26 protein-coding genes and 2 tRNA genes are annotated in these 21,785 nt (G+C 40.6%); 13 read left to right on the plus strand and 15 right to left on the minus strand.

Translation table 11 applies throughout. The features are described from left to right. Nucleotides 1-134: 134 nt before the first annotated feature. On the minus strand, nt 135-1,280 hold the full coding sequence (locus tag ADM50_RS04355) for a low temperature requirement protein A (protein ID WP_049484662.1): 1,146 nt from the start codon (nt 1,278-1,280) through the stop codon (nt 135-137). 826 nt (nt 1,281-2,106) lie between these two features. Here ADM50_RS04355 and ADM50_RS04360 point away from each other — a divergent pair. Continuing rightward, nucleotides 2,107-3,396, plus strand: a complete 1,290-nt coding sequence (locus ADM50_RS04360) for a membrane protein (protein ID WP_049484663.1) — start codon at nt 2,107-2,109, stop codon at nt 3,394-3,396. A 9-nt stretch (nt 3,397-3,405) separates the two neighbouring features. Beyond that, nucleotides 3,406-4,494 carry an AI-2E family transporter gene (locus ADM50_RS04365; protein ID WP_049484664.1) on the plus strand — a complete coding sequence of 363 codons (1,089 nt, stop codon included), beginning with the start codon at nt 3,406-3,408 and terminating at the stop codon, nt 4,492-4,494. Between the two features lie 140 nt (nt 4,495-4,634). Here ADM50_RS04365 and ADM50_RS04370 read toward each other — a convergent pair. The 4 genes from ADM50_RS04370 to ADM50_RS04385 all read right to left on the minus strand — a co-directional run bounded on the left by ADM50_RS04370 (nt 4,635) and on the right by ADM50_RS04385 (nt 7,244). Beyond that, nucleotides 4,635-4,707, minus strand: a tRNA-Lys gene (locus ADM50_RS04370). Nucleotides 4,708-4,769: 62 nt separating this feature from the next. Further along, nucleotides 4,770-5,285 carry a DUF308 domain-containing protein gene (locus tag ADM50_RS04375; RefSeq protein ID WP_000672739.1) on the minus strand — a complete coding sequence of 172 codons (516 nt, stop codon included), beginning with the start codon at nt 5,283-5,285 and terminating at the stop codon, nt 4,770-4,772. Nucleotides 5,286-5,636: 351 nt separating this feature from the next. Next, nucleotides 5,637-5,709, minus strand: a tRNA-Lys gene (locus ADM50_RS04380). A 263-nt stretch (nt 5,710-5,972) separates the two neighbouring features. Beyond that, nucleotides 5,973-7,244, minus strand: coding sequence for a replication-associated recombination protein A (locus tag ADM50_RS04385; RefSeq protein ID WP_049484665.1), 1,272 nt, complete (start codon nt 7,242-7,244; stop codon nt 5,973-5,975). 115 nt (nt 7,245-7,359) lie between these two features. Between ADM50_RS04385 and ADM50_RS04390 the strand changes: the two genes are divergently transcribed. The 9 genes from ADM50_RS04390 to ADM50_RS04430 all read left to right on the plus strand — a co-directional run bounded on the left by ADM50_RS04390 (nt 7,360) and on the right by ADM50_RS04430 (nt 14,876). After that, entirely contained in the window at nt 7,360-7,830 is a 471-nt protein-coding gene (locus tag ADM50_RS04390) for a DUF3013 family protein (RefSeq protein WP_049484666.1), read from the plus strand. 9 nt (nt 7,831-7,839) lie between these two features. Next, nucleotides 7,840-8,277 carry an NUDIX hydrolase gene (locus ADM50_RS04395; protein WP_042902648.1) on the plus strand — a complete coding sequence of 146 codons (438 nt, stop codon included), beginning with the start codon at nt 7,840-7,842 and terminating at the stop codon, nt 8,275-8,277. Further along, nucleotides 8,265-8,633: a hypothetical protein gene (locus ADM50_RS04400; RefSeq protein ID WP_042902649.1), complete on the plus strand. Its 369-nt coding sequence runs from the start codon at nt 8,265-8,267 to the stop codon at nt 8,631-8,633. Before ADM50_RS04395 ends, ADM50_RS04400 begins: the two co-directional genes overlap by 13 nt. A 68-nt stretch (nt 8,634-8,701) precedes the next feature. Then, on the plus strand, nt 8,702-9,718 hold the full coding sequence (locus ADM50_RS04405) for an AbiH family protein (RefSeq protein WP_042902650.1): 1,017 nt from the start codon (nt 8,702-8,704) through the stop codon (nt 9,716-9,718). 12 nt (nt 9,719-9,730) lie between these two features. Further along, a complete protein-coding gene (gene prmA, locus ADM50_RS04410; protein WP_049484667.1) occupies nt 9,731-10,681 on the plus strand; it encodes a 50S ribosomal protein L11 methyltransferase in 951 nt (316 codons plus the stop codon). 1 nt (nt 10,682) lies between these two features. Beyond that, nucleotides 10,683-11,426 (plus strand): 16S rRNA (uracil(1498)-N(3))-methyltransferase, encoded by a 744-nt coding sequence (locus ADM50_RS04415; RefSeq protein WP_049484668.1) that lies wholly within the window; start codon nt 10,683-10,685, stop codon nt 11,424-11,426. Between the two features lie 10 nt (nt 11,427-11,436). Continuing rightward, nucleotides 11,437-13,233: an oligoendopeptidase F gene (gene pepF, locus ADM50_RS04420; protein WP_049484669.1), complete on the plus strand. Its 1,797-nt coding sequence runs from the start codon at nt 11,437-11,439 to the stop codon at nt 13,231-13,233. A 73-nt stretch (nt 13,234-13,306) separates the two neighbouring features. After that, a complete protein-coding gene (locus ADM50_RS04425; RefSeq protein ID WP_000284155.1) occupies nt 13,307-14,098 on the plus strand; it encodes a DUF2785 domain-containing protein in 792 nt (263 codons plus the stop codon). Nucleotides 14,099-14,207: 109 nt separating this feature from the next. Beyond that, a complete protein-coding gene (locus ADM50_RS04430) occupies nt 14,208-14,876 on the plus strand; it encodes an MIP/aquaporin family protein (protein WP_000714824.1) in 669 nt (222 codons plus the stop codon). 216 nt (nt 14,877-15,092) lie between these two features. Here the strand turns inward: ADM50_RS04430 and queF are convergent, their stop codons facing one another. The 7 genes from queF to ADM50_RS04465 all read right to left on the minus strand — a co-directional run bounded on the left by queF (nt 15,093) and on the right by ADM50_RS04465 (nt 18,639). Next, complete coding sequence (queF, locus tag ADM50_RS04435; protein WP_000082577.1) at nt 15,093-15,584, minus strand: preQ(1) synthase; 492 nt, start codon at nt 15,582-15,584, stop codon at nt 15,093-15,095. A 17-nt stretch (nt 15,585-15,601) separates the two neighbouring features. Further along, on the minus strand, nt 15,602-16,318 hold the full coding sequence (queE, locus tag ADM50_RS04440; RefSeq protein ID WP_049484670.1) for a 7-carboxy-7-deazaguanine synthase QueE: 717 nt from the start codon (nt 16,316-16,318) through the stop codon (nt 15,602-15,604). After that, nucleotides 16,311-16,754: a 6-carboxytetrahydropterin synthase QueD gene (queD, locus tag ADM50_RS04445; protein WP_049484671.1), complete on the minus strand. Its 444-nt coding sequence runs from the start codon at nt 16,752-16,754 to the stop codon at nt 16,311-16,313. Before queD ends, queE begins: the two co-directional genes overlap by 8 nt. Further along, a complete protein-coding gene (gene queC / locus ADM50_RS04450; RefSeq protein ID WP_049484672.1) occupies nt 16,754-17,407 on the minus strand; it encodes a 7-cyano-7-deazaguanine synthase QueC in 654 nt (217 codons plus the stop codon). The genes queD and queC overlap by 1 nt, the downstream gene beginning before the upstream one ends. Before the next feature lie 202 nt (nt 17,408-17,609). Then, on the minus strand, nt 17,610-17,924 hold the full coding sequence (gene trxA, locus ADM50_RS04455) for a thioredoxin (RefSeq protein WP_001029581.1): 315 nt from the start codon (nt 17,922-17,924) through the stop codon (nt 17,610-17,612). Nucleotides 17,925-17,939: 15 nt separating this feature from the next. Beyond that, complete coding sequence (locus ADM50_RS04460; protein ID WP_000570263.1) at nt 17,940-18,161, minus strand: DUF4649 family protein; 222 nt, start codon at nt 18,159-18,161, stop codon at nt 17,940-17,942. Nucleotides 18,162-18,258: 97 nt separating this feature from the next. After that, nucleotides 18,259-18,639, minus strand: coding sequence for a MarR family winged helix-turn-helix transcriptional regulator (locus ADM50_RS04465; protein WP_044020363.1), 381 nt, complete (start codon nt 18,637-18,639; stop codon nt 18,259-18,261). A gap of 196 nt (nt 18,640-18,835) precedes the next feature. Between ADM50_RS04465 and ADM50_RS04470 the strand changes: the two genes are divergently transcribed. Next, nucleotides 18,836-19,210 (plus strand): CidA/LrgA family protein, encoded by a 375-nt coding sequence (locus ADM50_RS04470; protein ID WP_000781325.1) that lies wholly within the window; start codon nt 18,836-18,838, stop codon nt 19,208-19,210. Continuing rightward, complete coding sequence (locus ADM50_RS04475; RefSeq protein ID WP_042902664.1) at nt 19,207-19,902, plus strand: LrgB family protein; 696 nt, start codon at nt 19,207-19,209, stop codon at nt 19,900-19,902. Before ADM50_RS04470 ends, ADM50_RS04475 begins: the two co-directional genes overlap by 4 nt. Nucleotides 19,903-19,933: 31 nt before the next feature. Here the strand turns inward: ADM50_RS04475 and ADM50_RS04480 are convergent, their stop codons facing one another. The 3 genes from ADM50_RS04480 to ADM50_RS04490 are packed head-to-tail and all read right to left on the minus strand — an operon-like array spanning nt 19,934 to nt 21,743. Beyond that, complete coding sequence (locus ADM50_RS04480; RefSeq protein WP_049484673.1) at nt 19,934-20,662, minus strand: hypothetical protein; 729 nt, start codon at nt 20,660-20,662, stop codon at nt 19,934-19,936. Nucleotides 20,663-20,677: 15 nt separating this feature from the next. Next, nucleotides 20,678-21,373 (minus strand): ABC transporter ATP-binding protein, encoded by a 696-nt coding sequence (locus ADM50_RS04485; RefSeq protein WP_049484674.1) that lies wholly within the window; start codon nt 21,371-21,373, stop codon nt 20,678-20,680. Nucleotides 21,374-21,377: 4 nt separating this feature from the next. Continuing rightward, nucleotides 21,378-21,743, minus strand: coding sequence for a GntR family transcriptional regulator (locus ADM50_RS04490; RefSeq protein ID WP_049484675.1), 366 nt, complete (start codon nt 21,741-21,743; stop codon nt 21,378-21,380). Between the last annotated feature and the right edge of the window lie 42 nt (nt 21,744-21,785).

A 21,785-nucleotide genomic window follows, 5' to 3' on the forward strand; every position in this document is an offset into this window, starting at 1 on the left:
GAATAAGTGCAACATTTACTCGAACTCATCCTCTAGAGCTTCACTAGCAGTTCTGTAAGCTAAACATTTTCGTGGTCGGTGATTGATATCATATAAAGCCTTGGTTCCCAAAGCTTTTTAATGTTATAAACTCATTAAAATAATCCCCAGTTAGATTTGGAATATTTTTTATTCTGTGTCATATAAAAATAAATAAAATGAATGGCTATAGCTAGAGCTAAAATGGTTGTTATACTCACTACTATTATAGGATTAGAAGCAAAGATTAAAGAGAGAATCAAGGCAGCCAGATAGAGTGTCGCTTGGACACAGTAGTAACTTTTCGAATAGCGAAGATAGTGTTTGTTACAGGGTCCATTTACTAGGACAGCAACTTGGAAGAGGCCAAATCCGATATAAGAGAAGATGGTTGCAAAGAGAAGATTAGCTTCAGGATTCAGAAGAAAACTCATCGATACAGTCATCATAATAAGTCCAATGAAAATAGGATAGTGACTGTAAATTAGAAATAGTCCCTTTTGATTAGATTTTTCATCAATAGCATGGTCGAATTGACCAAAATAAAACAAGAACAGAGAAAGCATAATAATGAAATAAAGAACCGAATAAATCGAGAAATTCTCGATTGTAAAGAAGTTAGCTAGCTCCATAATCATCTCTCCAAACGTAATAATGACAAGAAGGGAGATGCGCTCGATTAAATGGGGGAGATTTACCTGGTAATGCTTATCTTTACTAAGCAAGATAATTGGCATAATAAATGTTAGCAGAATACTAGCAAATAAGACAGAGACTCCAACGTAAATAGGAAAAAGAGCTGCTAGATAGACTCCTAAACTTCCTAGACCTGTTACCCATAGAAAACCTTTGATACTTTCCCGTTCAACATTATCGGTTGATTTTCTAAAAAATTCAACCAAATATTGTAAAAATAAGGTAAAGGTTAATGTACCAACAGCCCAACAAAGATAATGAAAATATTGTTGCCAATCAGGTCCAATCATATTGGCTATAAAGAGTAAAAGTCCCATTTTGATAAACATGATTACCATGTTAAATAAAGAGTTCTTTCCATAGCGATTGGTATAAACGGTTTGAATCATCCATGAATCAGTGAGAACCAAGACAGCCATGAAAAAATCAAGGAAAGAATTCCAAGTCAAAATACCGTTATGAAGATGGTCAATTAAAGTAGTTACTTTTGAAATTGCAAAAACAAAAACTAAGTCATAAAAAAGTTCTGAAAATTCTACACGTTTATGTTTAATAAGAGTTGTCATCTTAAGACCTTTCTATTTTAGAAGTACAATTTATTATAACAGAAAATGATAATGAAAGAGAAGGATATGCTTAAATAATTTCATGTGGCGCGAATGAACTGCGCCACAAAAGTTAGGTTTTTTCTGTCTAACTTTTGGGGTGCAGTTCAGAAGGGTGTTCATAAAATTATACCGTTGATATCCATTAGTTGACCAAAAGTAGAACAGATACACAAAAAAGCCTTGTAAATCAAGGCTTTTTCCTGTTGTATTTAGATGCCCCCTACAGGGATTTGGAAAGGACTTTCATATTGAGAGCAATTAAAAATATTGAAATATAAGTGATTTTAGGTATTTTCAATGTCATGATTTAAAAATGGGACAAAAGTGGGGCAAAAACCATACAGATTCTAAACTGTATGGTTCTTTTTTTATCTAACCAAGAAAGGTTAAAACTTATTAAAACAAATGCAATCAACTGTTGAAAACTTTTTAGTCCGTGTAATATAAAAACAAGTAAAAAGTTGAACTATAGGGAATATTGTGTCATAATAGGTAATAGATGAATAATTAATAGATTGGAAATAATGCTTTCTTACCTTAACAAGTTGAATTGGTTATACATTTTTTCGTCGCAATTGTGTCTATCTCTCGAGTTTAGCTAGTTTTTATAAGCTCTGGTTTCTAATCAATATAACAAATTTTAGAAGTGCATAAGACAAGATGGTGACATTACTACAGTCATTTCTAGTCACCATATGTTGCTGGCACAGGCTGTTTGTAGTGTTGGCTATTTACTAGTCAGTTTAATCGGAGTGTTTAATTTTTATTGTTGAAAGGTTTTTATATGGCGAAAATTCTATCTTTAGGTCTGACAGGTAAGAAATTACTTGCTCAGGGGTTCTTGTTTGTTCTGCTAGGTCTCATCTTGATGGTCACGGGGACTTGGTTGCCAGTAACAGTTATTCGCCTGGTTCTGTTTTTAGCTTGGATAGCAACGGTCGTAGATTTGCTATTAAGAGTTTTCAAAAAAAGCCAGTCAACGGATACCTTGGGAGTTGCACTGGTTAAATTGTTAGTGCTGGGATATTTGCTTGGCTCCAATCTTGCGACGGATGTGCCGATTTATATTTTGGCTCTTGTGATTGGAATTTATCAGATTTTTCATGCTAGTATCAACCTTGTCACCTATCTTCTCTACCGCAAAAACAAAATTCGACCTCGTTTTCGTTTCTTACTAGATGGTCTCGTACTAGTTTTTCTTGGTGGGACTAGTCTTTTGTCCTCTACGGGAAATTCTGTCTTTCAACTCTTTGTTTTAGGGGCTTATTTTTTCCTTTATGGTGTGTCCAATATACGTGACGGTTTCTTGTTTGAGGAGGAAATTGGGAAAAACCATCTCAAACGTCGTGTAAGAATGAGCTTACCTATTGTCCTAGCCGCTCTCATCCCTGCAAGAACTTTAGCAAAAATTAACAAATTTATGCTGGAAAATGCTGATGAGGAAGAGGAAATCTATCTTGGAATGGTGAAGTTTGGTAAGACAGCAGATCTTGAAATTTTCGTTCATACAGCGGAGACTTCTCTATTTTCAGCTATTGGTCATGTGGACCTTTGTTATCAAGGACGTGTGATTTCTTATGGCAACTATGATCCGTCATCTGAGACCTTATTTGGTATGGTTGGAGATGGTGTTTTATATTTTTGCGACCGTGATAAGTACATTGACTTATGTAAACGGGAGAGTCAAAAAACGCTATTTGGTTACGGAATAGATTTGACACCGGAAATGGAAGAAGCGGTTCAGGAAAAATTAGCTGAATTAAAACAACTGACGATTCCATGGGAGCCAAGTGCAGATAAAATCATGACAGGTGATGGTAAGGAAGACTACACCTACGCTTATAAAATCAGACATGAGACAGATGGGGAACTTTATAAATTTATCAAATCTAAGTTTAAATCCTACTTTGTCTTATCTACAAACTGTGTGCTCTTGGCTGATACCATAGTCGGTCAGGCTGGCACCGATATCCTCTCACCCAAAGGATTTATCGCTCCAGGAACTTACCAAGCCTACCTTAATCGAGAGTTTGAAAAACCAAATAGTATAGTCGTATCTAAACATGTTTATTAAGGAGAATTTATGACCTTAGTAAAAAAATACACCCCGTTAATACTTTTTATAGGGCTGGTTGCTCTTGTAATTCTGAATGCATCGAGCTTTATATCAGGAGCAATCTCTCTCTTTGATGTAATATCAACCTTGATTTATGGTGCTGTTATTGCTTTTGTGCTTAATGTTCCTATGAAAAAAATTGAACAGTACTTAGTTAAATTGAAGGTAAAGGCAGAGTTGCGTCGTCCGATTGCCATGGTACTTGTTTTCCTAGCTCTTATCTTAATCGTGATTGCTCTTTTGGTTTTGGTGCTGCCAACCCTAGCCCAGACTATTAGTCAGCTGGGAACAGTCCTTTCAACAGTCCTTACTCAACTTGGGAAATTGCTAGGCAGCTCGGAATTTGTAACCAAAGACATGTTGTCAACTCTCGTATCAGGAATTCAGGGACAGTCTAGCTCTATTAGTCAAGCTTTGATAACCTTCTTATCAGGTCTGACTAGTAATATCGGCAATATTTTTTCAAGTTTGATGAATGCCTTTTTGATTATAGTCTTCACCTTTTTATTTTTATCCAGTAAGGAACATTTGGCAGCGATGACGAGTCGACTTCTAAAAGTTTTTCTTCCAGAGAAGGTGGTGATAAAGTTGACTTACATTGGACAAGTAGCACTAGAGACTTATGACCAATTTTTGATGAGTCAGCTGATTGAAGCAGTTATCATAGGAGTTATGATAGCGGTTGGCTACAGCCTGTTTGGGATACCCTATGGAGTAATGACAGGTATCTTTGCAGGAGTGCTATCGTTCATTCCTTATGTAGGGCCTATGATTGCTTGTGTTGTGGGAGCGATTTTTATCTTCACAGTGAGTCCTACTCAAGCCTTACTTTCTCTTCTTCTATATCAAGTTATACAGCTGATTGAAGGAAACCTTATTTATCCTAGAGTTGTAGGTCAGTCTATTGGTTTGCCAGCTATTTTCACGCTTGCGGCTGCTAGTATTGGAGGCAATCTTTTCGGACTACTTGGAATGATATTCTTTACCCCCGTATTTGCTGTTATCTATCGACTGGTTAAAGAATTTGTCGTTGCAAAGGAAAATCAGGTAGATTAAGAAAAACTAAATTTAATAAGATATACTGAGAAGAGAGTGAGAGATTCTCTTCTCTTTTATTTTTAAATACTTTTCTACAAAAAGCTATTAGACGTTAAAAAAAGCCTTGGTTTCAAGGCTTATTTCTGTTGATTTAGATGTGCCCCCTGCAGGGCTCGAACCTGCGCCCCATAGCTTAAGAGTCTACTGCTCTACCAACTGAGCTAAGGAGGCAACAGAAAAAGCTGAGAATGTAACTTCCCAGCTATTTTAATATGCCCAAAATGGCAGCTAGATTATTTACGAAAGGCATCAAGGATATAGGTGAAACCAACAATTAAAAATGCAAAGGCAACGACATAAACGACAAAGACACTTGTAGCTACTGGATTGAACAAAATCACTAGACCTAGTAAAAATGCAAGCAACGCTATCCACATGATATGGTTGCCAATAATAGGGAAAATCAATCCCAGACGATTGCCTTTAAAGAAAGCTATAATGGCTTCTACAATTAACCAAATTCCTAAAATAGTTGGAATGACAACTGGCAGCGTCACAAAGCCATAGGCAACGAGGTAAAGAGCTAAGAGAAGATTAACAATCCCTTGGAAAAGATGAGCTGGTGAGCGAAGCTCTTTTGGTACAGAGAAATAGCCTAAAATAGCTGCTATAGAAGAAACCAGTAAACCAAATGCAATCCACCAGCTGTAAGCAACAAGATTAGCTACTGGGTTTGTAAATAGGAAAAGTCCTAAAAGGACAAAAACAACTCCTGCAAGGAATAGCAGTAAACGATTAGAAAATTTCATTTCAATACCCCCTATATAGTATAGTATAGTTTGATAATAAACATATTATACACCTTTTTAGAGGAAATATCAATAAACAAAATGGAAAATTTGGAAGTTTCAGTCTGATTTATGAAAAGAAAATCAGTTTTTATTATTTTGAAAATAAAAAGAGAAGATAAAATTTGTCTTCTCTACATGAAAATATTGTATGGCATCAAAGCAAAAGTAACTGGCTTTACACTATTTGTAAAGATGTAATTTGGTTCAAAAAGAAAAGATAGATTTAAAAGTGGGGCAAATGATGAGGCAAATCAGTTATAGACAAGCAAAAAAGCCTTATAAATCAAGGCTTTTTCCTGTTGATTTAGATGCCCCCTGCAGGGCTCGAACCTGCGACCCATAGATTAAGAGTCTACTGCTCTACCAACTGAGCTAAGAAGGCAAATAAAAAGCTGTATTGGTGCCGAAACTTCACGGTTTGTATTGAACCCGCGCAATTAAGCAGGTGGGCAACTCGCTCTAACTGAAGCTGTTTCCGTGTGAGACGGCCTACATGCTGTTAGAAGACTTTTGTTTCCCTAAAAATACAAAAAATAGTCGGTCAACACTTAAGTGTGAAGTCGTACACCACAGCGTTTCTATATTTATATGATACCACTTTTTTAAAAAAATTCAAGAGGAAAATTTATTTTTTTGAAAAGGATTTCACAAGTTCCGTAATTTATCAATGGTTTCCTTGCGTTGCGCCAAGGCCCGTTCGTACTTGCCAGTATCTTCTGGAGTGAAGTAGTGCTGGTCTTTGATTTTTTCTGGCAGATAGTCTTGCTTGACCCAGTTTCCAGGATAGTTGTGTGGATAGAGATAGTCTTGCGCATTCCCTAGTTCCTTGCTTCCACTGTAATGACCATCACGTAGATGTCGTGGAATAGGCAAATGCCCGGATGTTTTGAGATCAGCAAGAGCCTTGTCCATAGCCACATAGGCTGAGTTGGACTTGGGAGAAAGGGCCAAATCAATGACGACATTGGCAATGAGAATGCGAGCTTCTGGGAAACCAATCCTTTGTGCGGCATCTAGAGCAGTTACGGTATGGATCTGCGCTTCAGGATTGGCCAAACCGATATCTTCATAGGCAATCACAGTCAAACGACGGGCGAGGCTAGGCAGATCCCCAGCTTCAATCAAGCGGGCTGCGTAATGAAGACTGGCATCCACATCTGAGCCACGGATAGACTTTTGCAGGGCTGAGAGGACATCGTAGTGGCCATCTCCATCCTTATCCATAGTGATGTAGCTTCGCTGCAGGCTATTTTCCATGATGTCTAGAGTGATATGGCGGATGCCCTTGTCATTTTCGGGAGTAGAAAGAACAGCCAAGTCAAGTGAGTTGAAGGCAGAGCGAAGGTCTCCGTTTGTAGAGGTAGCAATGAAATCCAGCGCATCCTCATCTAGTTCTACTGGAAAATCAAAACCACGCTCAGGGTTACTTAGAGCTATCTGCAGGGCCTCTTTGACGTCTTGGTTAGACAGAGGTTCCAACTCAAAAATTTGAACACGGCTACGAATGGCAGGAGTGACAGAGAAGAAAGGATTTTCAGTCGTAGCGCCAATCATGATGACCAGACCACTTTCCAAGAGAGGTAAGAGGAAGTCTTGCTTGGTTTTATCTAGTCTATGAATCTCGTCTAGTAATAGGACGAGACCACCAGAGAATTTAGCCTCTTCCGCAATTTCTTGCAGTCGTTTTTTACTATCAACTGTCGCATTGAAAGTTCGAAAGGCATACTTAGTAGTCCCTGCGATGGCAGAGGCGATACTGGTTTTGCCGATTCCTGGAGGTCCGTAGAGAATCATGGAGGACAGACGATTGGCTTCCACCATGCGACGGATAATTTTTCCAGGTCCGACTAGATGCTCCTGACCGATGACCTGGTCAATGGTTTTTGGGCGCATGCGAAGCGCGAGATTGTCTGGCATAGCAGTCCTTTCTAACATGGATTTTCTGATGTATATGTGGTAAGATGGTAGTATCTATTTTAGCATATTTCCGAGCAATCGGGGCGATTAAAGAGTCGCATAGAAAGAGGACAAAATGGTAACATACGGATTTTTAGATGTTTTAGAGGAAGAATTAGACAAGAACTTTCCTTTTGACTTTGAGATTAGTTGGGACAAGCGCAATCACGCGGTAGAAGTGAGTTTTTTACTAGAAACGCAAAATGCTGCAGGAGTAAAGATGCTGGACGAGGACGGAGAGGTGTCATCAGACGACATTCTCTTTGAGGAAGCAGTTCTTTTCTACAATCCTGCCAAGTCAACAGTCAATGCGGACGATTATCTGACTGTCATTCCTTACTTACCTAAAAAAGGATTCTCTCGTGAATTTTTAGCCTATTTTTCCCTATTCCTCAAAGACACTGCAGAGGTTGGGCTGGATGCGCTCATGGACTTTTTGGAAGACCCAGAAGCAGAGGAGTTTGTCATGGAATGGAACCAAGAAGTCTTTGAAGAAGGAAAGGTTGGTTTGGAAGAAGGAGAGTTTTATCCTTATCCGAGGTATTAGGAGTCTGATATGGAAAAAGAAATTTCTGATTTTACAGGTTGCAAAATTGCCCTCTTTTGTGGTGATAAGCTCTTAACTATCTTACGTGATGACAAATCAAATATTCCATACCCTAATACCTGGGAATTACCAGGTGGCGGACGAGAAGGTGATGAAAGTCCTTTTGAGTGCGCGGCGCGTGAAGTTTACGAAGAACTAGGAATTCATCTGACTGAGGATTGTCTGCTTTGGACTAAGGTGTACCCAAGTATGCTTTTTGAGGGGAAGGAATCCGTCTTTCTAGTGGGAAAGTTGACTCAGGAACAGTTTGACAAGATTGTCTTTGGTGATGAAGGGCAGGGATATAGACTGATGGGCATTGAGGAATTTCTTAGCTCAGATAAGGTTGTACCCCAGTTGCAGGATAGAGTGAGGGATTATTTGGAGGAAATGAAGTGGTTTATATAATTGGAACAACGACGTTAAATAAGGAAGTTAAACGCAAACTAAAAACTGGACAATATTCTAGAGAAGAAGCTACATTCATCTATATGGAATATTTAAAGTTAAAGAAGCAGAGAGAAAGTGGTACGAAAGTAGCTGGGATTTCTATGGCCCTTATCTGGGGGTTGCTGTATGTTCTGTCTTTACAAGGTGAGAATAATCAAACACTTTCATTTTCAGAATATTTTTTGTTTCTGATACTGTTAGCAGGAATTGTTCTATTTGTTTATTATCTTACGTTTGGTATTTTTAAACAGCAGATTCATAGCGCAATGAAAGAACACTATACAGATGTGATTGAGGAATGTAAGGGACGGTAAAAACTTTTTCAAAATAGTGGAATGCTGGTTGATTAGGAAGAGTCATTTGAAAGGAAATTATTTAAGTAATGAATATTACATATATTGTTGGGAATGGTTTAGATTTGCAATATGGTTTAAAAACAAAATACAAGGATTTCTATGACTTTCAACATAAAGTTTATATGGAAAGGAAAGAGAAAGAAAGATATTCAAATTTAATCTATGAATCGTTATTTACAGATAAAGTAAATGATTATAAAAATTGGTCAGATTTTGAATTATCAATTGGAGAATTAACAAAAAAGAATTCTGGAATTATTCTAAGCAAAGAATCAAAGGATAAATTCATTGATGATTTTACTGATATAATCGATGATTTAATTGCTTATTTAAGGATGGTAGAGGAAACCTTTAATGTTGAAAATTATAAAATTGATTTTGAAAACACTCTAAATCGAATTAAGACTGATTGTCCTATATCAAATCAAGAAGTTATTAGCCAAAAGTATAATGACAAGCCAATTGGAAATGATCATGTAAATATTCTTAGTTTAAACTATACTAGTATACTTGATAAGTTATATGAATCATCAACAGTAACATTTAGTAATGCTCTGAGGCATAATGCTTATAGTTTTCAAATATCAAAACCAATCCATGTGCATGGTATTTTAGATGCTTGTACAATTTTAGGGGTCAGTGACGAGTCACAAATTTCAGCTACATTTAGTGATGAGCAAAAAAGTTTTCTTATAAAAGAATATATTTTGAAAGAATATAGAGAAAATATGGATGTTAGGAATAGCGAGATAATTAAAAATTCTGACATAATTATTCTTTACGGAGTGTCTCTTGGTATTACTGATAAATATCTGTGGAATCAGATTGCTAAACGCTCAATTGATGATAAGGTCCCAGTAGTTGTTTATCATTATGCTCCTAATTTTGCTGCAGGAAATCCTAATAGAGTGAGACGCTTATATAAAATGGTAGAAAACAAATTCATACAGAATAGTGGTATTGACTTAGAGTTAGAGAAGAAATTAAGAGAAAATCTTATTGTTGTTATCGGAAAGAATATTTTTAACTTAATGGAAAGGTAAGCAAAGTACAAAATGGAAACATGGCAAGAGTTAAAAGTTACAGTGAAGCGTGAGGGGGAGGAGCTGGTCTCCAATCTCTTGATTGAGCTGGGGGCGCAAGGTGTTGCGATCGAAGACAGTATGGACTATGTGGGGAATGTGGATCGCTTCGGTGAGATTTTCCCAGAGGTCGAGCAACAAGAAGAAATCGTAGTGACCGCCTACTATCCAGATACGGTTGATGTGGCAGTGGTTGAGGCGAACTTGCAGGCTCGTCTAGCAGAATTGACAGACTTTATGGATTTGGGTGAGGTCAAGATGGGGACGACTGCCTTGGCTGAGGAAGACTGGGCAGACAACTGGAAGAAATATTATGAACCAGCTCGCATCACTCATGACTTGACCATTGTGCCGTCCTGGACGGACTACGAGGCGACTGCTGGAGAAAAGATTATCAAGCTGGATCCAGGCATGGCTTTTGGGACTGGAACGCATCCAACGACCAAGATGAGCCTTTTCGCCTTGGAGCAGGTTCTTCGTGGTGGGGAAACGGTGCTGGATGTAGGAACTGGTTCAGGTGTCCTTTCTATTGCCAGCTCGCTGCTTGGTGCCAAGGAAATTTTCGCCTATGACCTGGATGATGTGGCGGTTCGTGTGGCTCAGGAAAATATTGAACTTAATTCTGGCATGGAAAATATCCATGTAGCGGCAGGTGATTTGCTCAAGGGGGTGGAGATTGAAGCAGATGTCATTGTAGCCAATATCTTGGCGGATATTCTCATCCATCTGACAGAGGATGCTTATCGTTTGGTCAAGGACGAAGGCTACCTCATCATGAGTGGCATTATCAAGGACAAGTGGGACATGGTACGCGAGTCGGCTGAGTCAGCTGGATTTTTCCTTGAAACTCACATGATGCAAGGGGAATGGAATGCCTGTGTCTTTAAGAAGACCAAGGATATTTCAGGTGTGATTGGAGGCTAGCATGCAGCAGTATTTTGTCAAAGGCAGTGCAATCTCTCCTGTCACTATTGAGGACAAGGAAACCAGCAAGCATATGTTTCAGGTTATGCGCTTGAAAGAAGATAATGAGGTGACCTTGGTCTTTGAGGATGGCATCAAGCGCTTGGCGCGCGTGCTGGATGTAGAAGCTCGTCAGTTTGAGTTGGTCCAAGAATTAACTGACAATGTGGAACTGCCCGTTCAAGTAACCATCGCATCTGGATTTCCCAAGGGAGACAAGCTAGAGTTCATCACTCAAAAAGTGACGGAGCTGGGTGCCAGTCAGATTTGGGCATTTCCAGCAGACTGGTCAGTTGCCAAATGGGACGGCAAGAAATTGGGTAAAAAAGTTGAAAAGCTAGAAAAAATTGCCCTTGGAGCAGCAGAGCAAAGTAAACGTAATATCGTTCCAAGTATCCAGCTTTTCGAGAAAAAAGCAGATTTTCTAGCCCAACTGGCTCAGTTTGACTCTATCGTAGTGGCCTATGAAGAGTCAGCAAAAGAGGGAGAAGCTGCTGCGCTCTTACAAACAGTCACTGGTCTTGAAAAAGGAGCCAAATTGCTCTTTATCTTTGGCCCAGAAGGCGGTCTTTCACCTGCAGAAATTGAAAGTTTTGAAGCCAAAGGAGCTGTTCTTGCAGGACTTGGTCCAAGGATTCTTCGAGCGGAAACAGCCCCGCTTTATGCCTTATCAGCCCTTAGTGTTTTAGTAGAATTAGAAAAATAAGAGGAAGAAAATGGAACAAAAACACCGTTCAGAATTTCCAGAAAAGGAACTTTGGGACTTAACAGCCCTATACCAAGACCGTGAGGATTTCTTGCGTGCAATCGAGAAAACGCGCGAAGACATCAACCAATTTAGCCGTGACTACAAGGGCAATCTTCACACTTTTGAAGATTTCGAGAAGGCTTTTGCAGAATTGGAACAAATCTATATCCAGATGAGTCATATCGGCAATTACGCCTTTATGCCTCAGACGACAGACTATAGCAATGAAGAATTTGCCAACATTGCCCAAGCTGGGATGGAATTTGAAACAGATGCCAGTGTAGCCTTGACCTTCTTTGACGATGCTTTGGTTGCTGCAGACGAGGAGGTCTTGGACCGTTTGGGTAAATTGCCTCACTTGACGGCAGCCATTCGTCAGGCCAAAATCAAAAAAGCCCACTACCTAGGGGCTGATGTGGAGAAGGCTTTGACAAATCTGGGAGAAGTTTTCTACAGTCCACAGGACATTTACACTAAGATGCGAGCTGGGGACTTTGAAATGGCTGACTTTGAAGCCCATGGCAAGACCTATAAAAACAGCTTTGTTACCTATGAGAATTTCTACCAAAACCACGAGGACGCTGAGGTTCGTGAGAAATCTTTCCGCTCCTTCTCAGAGGGACTCCGTAAGCATCAAAATACGGCAGCTGCAGCCTATTTAGCCCAAGTTAAGTCTGAAAAACTATTGGCTGATATGAAGGGCTATGACTCAGTCTTTGATTATCTCCTAGCTGAGCAAGAAGTTGACCGTGCCATGTTTGACCGCCAGATTGACCTCATCATGAAGGACTTTGCACCAGTTGCTCAGAGATACCTCAAGCATGTTGCCAAGGTCAATGGTCTTGAAAAGATGACCTTTGCAGACTGGAAATTGGACTTGGACAGCGCCCTTAATCCTGAAGTGACTATTGATGACGCCTATGATTTGGTCATGAAGTCAGTAGAACCTTTGGGACAAGAATATTGTCAGGAAGTTGCGCGCTATCAAGAAGAACGCTGGGTGGACTTTGCTGCTAATAGTGGCAAGGATTCTGGTGGTTATGCGGCGGATCCGTATCGCGTGCACCCTTATGTCCTCATGAGCTGGACTGGTCGTTTGAGTGATGTCTATACCTTGATTCATGAAATCGGACATTCTGGTCAATTTATCTTTTCTGACAATCACCAAAGTTACTTCAATGCCCATATGTCGACCTACTACGTCGAAGCGCCATCAACCTTCAATGAATTGCTTTTAAGTGATTACTTGGAACACCAATCTGACGACCCACGTCAAAAACGCTTCGCTCTTGCTCACCGCTTGACAGATACCTACTTCCATAATTTCATCACCCACCTCTTGGAAGCAGCCTTTCAGCGTAAGGTTTATACATTGATTGAAGAAGGGGAAACCTTTGGAGCAAGCAAGCTCAACAGCATTATGAAGGAAGTCTTGACAGATTTCTGGGGAGATGCCATTGAAATTGACGACGATGCGGCACTCACTTGGATGCGCCAAGCTCACTACTATATGGGCTTGTATAGCTACACCTACTCGGCAGGGCTAGTCATCTCGACTGCAGGTTACCTTCATCTGAAACATTCAGCAACTGGAGCTGAAGACTGGCTCAATCTCCTCAAATCAGGTGGAAGCAAGACACCGCTTGAGTCAGCCCTGATTATCGGAGCGGATATCTCAACAGACAAACCACTCCGTGATACGATTCAGTTTCTGTCTGAAACAGTTGACCAGATTATCGCCTACAGTGCTGAGTTGGGGGAGTAAAGAGGATTTAGGATAAGGATATGAACAGAGAATGGCTTTTTGATAAGTTACTAGAAATGTAGAGGTATTGACCATGTATCAAGAGTTACTTAGAAAAATAGCAGAAGAAAAACCGAGCTATCGTCAAGAAGAACTCCAGTGGTTACTTGATCACATAGGGGATCCCAATCCAGAGATTCGTGATGAATTGGTTTTTACGAGTTTGGCTAGAGGGATTCAAGAAGAGTTGTTTTCCCTTGAGCAATTTCAGTTTATTTCAGAAGAGGTCTCCTCTGATGAAGGTCTATACAAAGAGATTGATAGTAGAGGAGTTTCGGCCCTTAAACGTTCTTTTAGGGCGCTTATTTATGCCAATCTTTTGTCTGCAGATGGTAACGAGCACTCTCTTTTCTATAAAGGATTAAAAGCTGATATAAGAAATGCTATGCTATCTCAAGGTTTGTATTACTTAAAAAAAGAAAAGGATACGACAGGTTTTTCAAGTCAGTATGGTTGGGTTCACGCTTTTGCGCATGGAGCGGATCTCTTGACGGAAGTCGTTTGTCATCCAGATTTTCCTAGTAACAGAGTTTCTGAAGTATTTGATGTACTGGGTCAACTATTTAAAAGAATTACCATTCGTTTTACAAATGATGAGGATTGGCGCTTAGCGAGAGTACTTTATGAACCCATTTTGCAAGGGAAATTAGAGCAGGAACAAGTAGCTTCTTGGGTAAAAACTATTGACTTTCCGATAGAAGAGAGGGAAGATTTTTATAAATTTTCCAACTTCAGATCCTGTCTGTTGGAAGTCTATATCCAACTTGACCAGAGAAATAGTTTGCAAAATGACTTGAAAGAAGCCATTCAATCCTTTCAGTACTAAGGATAAGCGAGTCGTTTCATAATTTTCAAATAACTTTCCAGTCAATTTTCTTGAAACCCTTTCCTTCTTTTGATAGACTAATACATAGTTTGAAAAAAGGAGACTTATCATGAAAAAATTTGTTGCTGAATTAATCGGTACATTTATGCTTGTGTTCATCGGAACAGGAGCCGTTGTTTTTGGAAATGGTCTTAATGGTCTTGGACACCTTGGAATTGCTTTTGCCTTTGGTTTAGCAATTGTGGTTGCAGCTTTCTCAATCGGAACTGTTTCAGGTGCTCACTTGAACCCAGCCGTTTCGATCGCTATGTTTGTAAACAAACGCTTGTCATCTTCAGAACTTGTAAACTACATCCTTGGACAAGTAGTTGGAGCTTTCCTTGCGTCAGCTGCAGTATTCTTCCTCTTGTCTAACTCAGGCATGTCAACTGCTAGCCTTGGTGAAAATGCCTTGGCAAACGGTGTCACTGTCTTTGGTGGATTCTTGTTTGAAGTCATCGCAACTTTCTTGTTTGTCCTAGTTATCATGACTGTCACTTCAGCAAGCAAGGGCAATGGCGCAATCGCTGGTTTGGTAATCGGTTTGTCCTTGATGGCGATGATCCTTGTTGGATTGAACATTACTGGCCTTTCAGTAAACCCAGCTCGTAGCTTGGCACCTGCTGTCTTTGTAGGTGGCGCAGCTCTTCAACAAGTTTGGATTTTCATCCTTGCCCCAATCGTTGGTGGCGTTCTTGCAGCACTTGTTGCGAAAAATTTCCTTGGAACAGAAGAATAAGAAACGAAAAAAGAGTCCTGTTCTCAGTTTGAGGAACAGGGCTTTTTCGTATTATACTCTTTGAAAATCTCTTTAAACCACGTCAGCTTCCATCTGCAACCTCAAAACACTGTTTTGAGCTGACTTCTTCAGTCTTATCTATAACCTCAAAGCAGTGCTTTGAGCAACCTGCGGCTAGCTTCCTAGTTTGCTCTTTGATTTTCATTGAGTATGAGTTTAACGGTTGTCAATTTTCTCTGGGTAGAGGTCGTGTTGGAAGAGACGCTGTTCTGCCAAGCCTTCATACTTAGTTCCAGGTCTACCGTAGTTGTAGTAAGGGTCGATTGAGATACCACCACGCGGAGTGAATTTTCCCCATACCTCTAAATAGCGAGGGTCTAGCAAGTTGACCAAATCTTTCCCGATAGTGTTGATACAGTTTTCATGAAAATCTCCATGATTTCGATAGCTAAAGAGGTAGAGTTTGAGGGATTTTGATTCGATGCAGAGCTTGTCAGGAATGTAGGAAATATAAATGGTCGCAAAGTCTGGCTGAGCGGTGATTGGGCAAAGCGAGGTAAATTCAGGACAGTTGAATTTGATGAAATAGTCATTTTCAACATGACGATTGTCAAAAGATTCAAGGACTTCTGGTTGATAGTCAAAAATGTAGTTGGTTTCTTTGTTGCCCAGTAGGCTTAGGTTTTTCATTTCTTCTTGTTGTGACATGATTTTTTCTTTCTAATCTAAACACCACGTTGGTTGTCGTAGAGGAGGGTATGGAGTTGAGGAAGGACGCGGACATTGCCCCAGCTATCGTCAGCAGCGACGCGTTCCCAGAGTTCTTTGAGACGGTCTAGTTGGTCTTGAACAATATTACCTGTAGCCTTGGGCTCAGGATTTCCAGCCGATAAGAAGAGGACATCTGGTTGGTAACGTTCTTGAATCCCTTTAGCAAAGGCCAAATCGGCATCATCAAAGACAGGGATTTTAAAGGTGACCTTGTCTGGATCCAATTGGGAAACGATAAAGTCTAAAGTCTCGAAGTTGACTTCCATCTTGGATGAGGGAGGTTTGGGGCTCAGAGTGACTTGGTCAATATCTTTTAACCAATTTTGCCAGCGAGAACCTTGGGTCTCAACAGCCAGAGTGACACCACGTTCCTTGAGCTTGGTTACTAGCTCAGCCATGTTGGCTGCTAGGATAGCAGGATTTCCCCCAGATAGGGTGACATAGTCGTAGCTTCCTAGTTTGTCTAACTCAGCGATTACTTCATCAGCTGTCATACGAGTTGGTTTTTCAGAACTATCCCAAGTAAAGGCAGAGTCGCACCAGTCGCAGTGGTAGTCGCAACCAGCAGTGCGGACAAACATGGTTTTCTGCCCGATAGCACGACCTTCACCTTGAAAGGTTGGACCGAAAATTTCCAGAACAGGTAGTTTGAGGACACGTTCCTTAGTCATCTAACCACTCCCGTCTAAACTCCGCAAAGGCAGTCGGAGTCTCATAGAGGCGAACGCATTCCAAACGGAGACCGCGCTCGTCGGGCAACTCTTGACTCATAGTTTGGAAAATCCAGTAAACCATGTTTTCAGCAGTCGTGTTCATATAAGGCAGGGTTTCATTGAGATAGCGATGATCCAAGTGGGGTTCTAAGTAGTTCTTGTAGATAGCTTTGATGTCTCCGAAATCGTGGGTCATACCACGTTCATCTAAAAATCCACTGACAGCGATTTGTAAATGATAAGTGTGGCCGTGCAGGGACTTGCATTTTCCCTCATAGTGAAAGAGGTGGTGGGCAGCATCAAAGGTAAATTCTTTTGATACCAAGGTTCTGTGAGGATTGTAGACCAGAGACTCGCCAGTTTCTTGTTTGATTTCTTTGGGTGCAAAAAACATTAGCCCACTCCTTTCTGTGAGAGATAAACATCTAGTCCATGCTGGCGCAGGTGACAGGCTGGACAATCACCGCAGCCACTACCGATAATCCCATTGTAGCAGGTTAAGGTCTTCTCACGAACGTAGTCAAAGGCACCGAGTTGGTCGGCTAATTTCCAAGTTTCAGCCTTGTCTAGCCACATGAGAGGTGTTTGGATAACAAAGTCATAATCCATGGCAAGGTTGAGAGTAACATTAAGGGATTTGATAAAGACATCACGGCAGTCAGGGTAGCCTGAGAAGTCTGTCTCGCAGACACCTGTCACGATATCTTGAATGCCTCGTTGCTTGGCAAGAACTGCTGCAAAGGATAGAAAGAGGTGGTTGCGGCCGTCAACAAAGGTATTGGGAACCTCTCCCTCGTTTTGCTCGATCTCCAGATCAGAGGTCAGGGCATTTTCAGTGATTTGTCCCAGCAGAGACATATCGAGGATGTGATGACGAATACCCTGTTCCTTAGCGATTTCTTCAGCAACTTGAATTTCGAGATGATGGCGTTGGCCGTAGGCAAAGGTGATGGCTTCGACTGTTTCATAGTGTTCTTTAGCCCAAAAGAGGCAGGTTGTGGAATCTTGACCGCCACTAAAGACGACCAAGGCTGATTGACGTTTCATAGTACTCCTTCCAAAATGGGAAATGTTCAGAGCACGCAAAAAGCTCCCTTGAGGGGAGCTAAAAAATACCAAGTAGAGGTTTTTTTTAGCGATGGCATGTCCCAAACATCGTAATATTCTACCTACAGTCTAGCATATTTTTTGAAAAATGGCAAAGGGCAAGAAAAAAGAGACCAAATAAAGTACTTGGTCTCTTGTGTGATTAGCTCAATTCAGCAACGATGGCCTTGATTTGTTCTGCAGTGTGTACTCCAGCAACTTGTTTCACCACTTGGCCGTCTTTCTTGAAGAGAAGGGTTGGGATAGACATGATTCCAAAAGCACGAGCTGTGTTTGGATTTTCATCAACGTCCATTTTAACGATTTTCAAGACATCTTCTGAAAGTTCTTCAGACAATTTGTCCAAGATTGGACCTTGCATACGACATGGACCACACCAAGTTGCCCAGAAGTCTACCAAGACCAAACCGTCTTTTGTTTCTTGTTCGAATGTTGCATCTGTAATTGCTTTTGCCATTGTATTTCTCCTTTTTTAGTTATATTGGCTTAAATCTTGTTTCATGAGATAGAAGAAGACATCTCCATAAGTCCCATGGTAGTCCAAATCATGACCATTGTAGGTTAATTTTTGGACAGTGTAGTAATCAGCAACGCCGATAAGGCAGGCATGTTGAGAACGTTCAAAGTCTTGGTAAGACTCGAAAGTCATGGTTCTCTCTTGCTTGCTGGCGTCTAGATAAGTAATTTCGATCATATAAAACTCCTTTGTTCGATCTTGACTTTATTGTACTCCATGAAAAGAGGAATGTCAAGAAAAATGATTGCGCACGCAACTTTTTTAGGAAATCTGATTATGAAATGAAATCAAGACTCGTCTCCAGCCTTTCTTCGACAGCCTTTTGCAGGTAAGCTAGAGTTGTCTGTCCCTCGTCAGTCAGGCAGATAAAGCTAGCCCGTCTATCCTGATCGCAACACCGGCGACTAAGCAAACCACAGTTTTTCTCTTCTAGTCGAGCCACCATTCGAGAAACTGCGCTTGGACTGAGATGAAGCTTATCAGGTAAATCAATCTGGCGTAGAGATTTTTCTTGGGCCAAATCCAGATAGTAGAGCAGGTAAAACTCTTTCAAGGTCAACCTTTGTTCACTCTGCTGGGCAATAGTTTCTTCCAACAAGGCTTCCATTTCCTTTTGACGGCGGTTGTAGTCAAACCACTTTTCCAAATAGGTCATTGCTTTCTCCTTTCTTTTCAAAGTAAAAATCACAAAGTCATTACTGATTATCTTTGTAACACAAGATGATTGCGCATGCAATGATTATACTACTTTTAACTAATCCTTGCAAGAAAGAAGAATTTCAATATTTCCTTGAAATTTTCTGAAAAAAGAGTAAACTGGTATGCAAGAAGTTTATTTCATGGAGTTTAGGATGAAATTATATGTTCAATTGATGATTCTCTTTGTGATTTCTCTAATCGGTGAGGGAATCTCCAGTTTCTTTCATTTGCCCATCCCAGGCAGTATTATCGGCTTGATTATTCTCTTTCTAGCCCTACAGTTCAAGTGGCTAAGGACCAGACATGTCAACATGGTCGGGAATTTCTTGCTGGCCAACATGACTATTCTCTTTTTGCCACCAGCAGTAGGTATCATGGAAAAGTTTGATGTGATTGCTCCTTATCTTTTGCCTATCGTCTTGATTGTCTTTTTTGCGGCTGTCATCAACATTATTCTTATTGCCCTAGTGGTTCAGTTTATCAAGAGACGATTTGAGGGAGATTATGAGAAAGGAGATGCCAAATGAGTGAATTTGTATCCAATCCTCTGTTTGGGATTGCATTATCTATCCTAGCTTATCTAGTGGGGATGTTGATTTACAGACGTTTCCCCCATCCATTGACAACGCCCCTGCTTTTGTCAGCCATTTTTATCATTATTTTCCTTAAGGCGACGGGTATTTCTTATCAAGATTATTACCAAGGTGGGGTTTATCTGAACAACTTGATTGTCCCATCGACCGTGGCTCTAGGGATTCCGCTTTATAAGAGTTTTCACCTGATGAAGCATCATGCTCGCAGTATTCTCTTTGGTAGTCTGTTAGCAGTAGTTGTCAATACTTGTTTCACTGCCATAGTAGCGAAAATATTTGGTATGGACTTTTTCCTAGCCATTTCTCTCTTTCCCAAGTCAGTGACAACCGCCATGGCAGTGGGGATCACAGAAAAATTGCAAGGTTTGACGACTGTGACCTTGGTCGTCGTAGTGGCGACTGGGATTTTGACCAGTGTTATCGGACCAACCCTTTTGAAGTGGTTGAAAATTGATGATCCAGTAGCAGTTGGTCTTTCCCTTGGTGGAACAGGTCATGCAGTCGGAACGGGAACAGCCTTTCGATACGGCTCGGTAGCAGGAGCCATGGGTGGCTTGGCTATCGGTGTCACCGGTATACTCTACGTATTTGTCAGCCCCATCGTAGCCAGTTTGATATTGAGTTAAAGAAAAACCCAGCTTTCTAGCTGGGCATTTTTTATTGCAAATTAACCTTGTTTTTCAAGATGTAGTAGGTACCGAGATAGTAGATAGCTGATAAAAAGAGATCGCGCAAGATTTCTGTACCAGCCATCACGTTAAAGTCATTTTCAATTCTGAAGAAGAGAGAAACATAACCAATGACGATGGCAATGACGATATAGGCTAAAATTCCCATAGCTGTTCGATACTCGTTAAAGAGTTGCCCGATAGAGATGGAGAGGTAAATGGACAAAATCCATGCGATCGAACTGACAAATAGTGATAGGGCATACAGCCAGCCGTAGCTGAGGTAAGGGGAAATGAAGTTATAGAGGGCAGTGAAGTCTTTTTCTATTGGTGTTAAGAAGATGATGATCAATATACTCAAGATAAAGACGATATAGCTTAAGATGGACCAGACAAGGCCACCTAAAAGTTTTGCGATGATGATTTGGTGCTCAGAGACAGGTAAGGTCAAGGTCAAGTAACCTTGGCGGTCATAAACACTTCCCTTGAATCTTCGGATGATTAAAAAGATTGTTGCAATCCAAAGAGTGACGCTGAGTCCTCCAAAGACTAGTACTAAAAAGAAGATGAAATAAGCAGCATTGTTAGGATTGTAACTCTGGCTAAGACTGTTAATAAAAGCTCCAATCAAAACTGAAATTGCAAGTACAGCACCGTAGAGTGCCAGATACCATTTATTGACATTTTTAAATTCATAACGAACTAGATTCCAAAACATAATAATCTCCTTTGCTTAGGCTTTAAATTCCTGGCGGAAGAGCTGGTCAATTGATTCACCTGACTCGTAACGAATATCATCAACATTTCCTTGGCGCACGACTTTTCCGTCTTTGAGGAAGATGATCTCATCCAAGATTGGCTCAATATCTGAAATCAAGTGGGTTGAAATCAGCACCGTAGAGGTTGGTGAGTAGTTATTGATGATGGTATTGAGGATATAATCACGGGCCGCCGGATCCACGCCTCCGATAGGTTCGTCCAGAACGTAAAGGCGGGCTTCACGGCTCATAACCAAGATGAGTTGGACCTTTTCCTTGTTCCCTTTTGATAGTTTCTTGAGGCGACTATTTTCATCAATACCGAGATCGTCTAAAAGGTGTTGGGCTCTTTCGAGATTGAAATCCTGATAGAAGGTTTTAAAATAGGTTAGAGCATCCTTAACCTTCATCTCTTCATTGAGGTAGGTTGTGTCTGGCAGATAGGAGACGATCGCCTTGGTAGCAGGACTTGGATCCTGTCCGTTAATGAGGACACGTCCTTTATTTGGTTGCAGGAGGCCATTAATCAGTTTGATTAGGGTTGTTTTCCCGGATCCATTTGGTCCAAGGAGCCCAACAATCTTTCCGGCTGAGATCTCTAGTGAGATATTGTCAAGTGCCGCAGTTGCTCCATATGATTTTGTTACATTTTCAAGTGCTAGTAGTGTCATAGTCTTAAACTCCTTTAATATAGTCGCTTAATACATTTGGCAGTTCTTCTTTTTTGTAGCCAAATTGAAGCATGCAAGAGACGAATTGTTGCAGTTGCTCCTCGGAAAGTTGTTTGCGGGACTGAAGGATGAGGTCCAAATCCTCGGTGACAAAACGGCCAGTTGTTCGCTTGCTGTATACAAATCCTTCACGCTCGAGGTCAGATAAGGCGCGCTGGATGGTATTGGGATTGACCCCAGCCTCGCTCGCCAGTTCTCTTACGGTTGGGAGCTGTTGGTTAGGTTCCAGTTCATGGGAAACGATCTGTAGTTTGATTTTTTCCATAATCTGTAAATAAATCGGTTTTGTATTATCAAATGACCAGGACATCATAGTCTCCTTTCTTTGTCTTTGTTGTTCTAATCAAATAAT

Origin of the sequence: Streptococcus oralis (assembly GCF_001075675.1) — a bacterium.
GTDB classification, from domain to species: Bacteria; Bacillota; Bacilli; order Lactobacillales; family Streptococcaceae; genus Streptococcus; species Streptococcus oralis_V.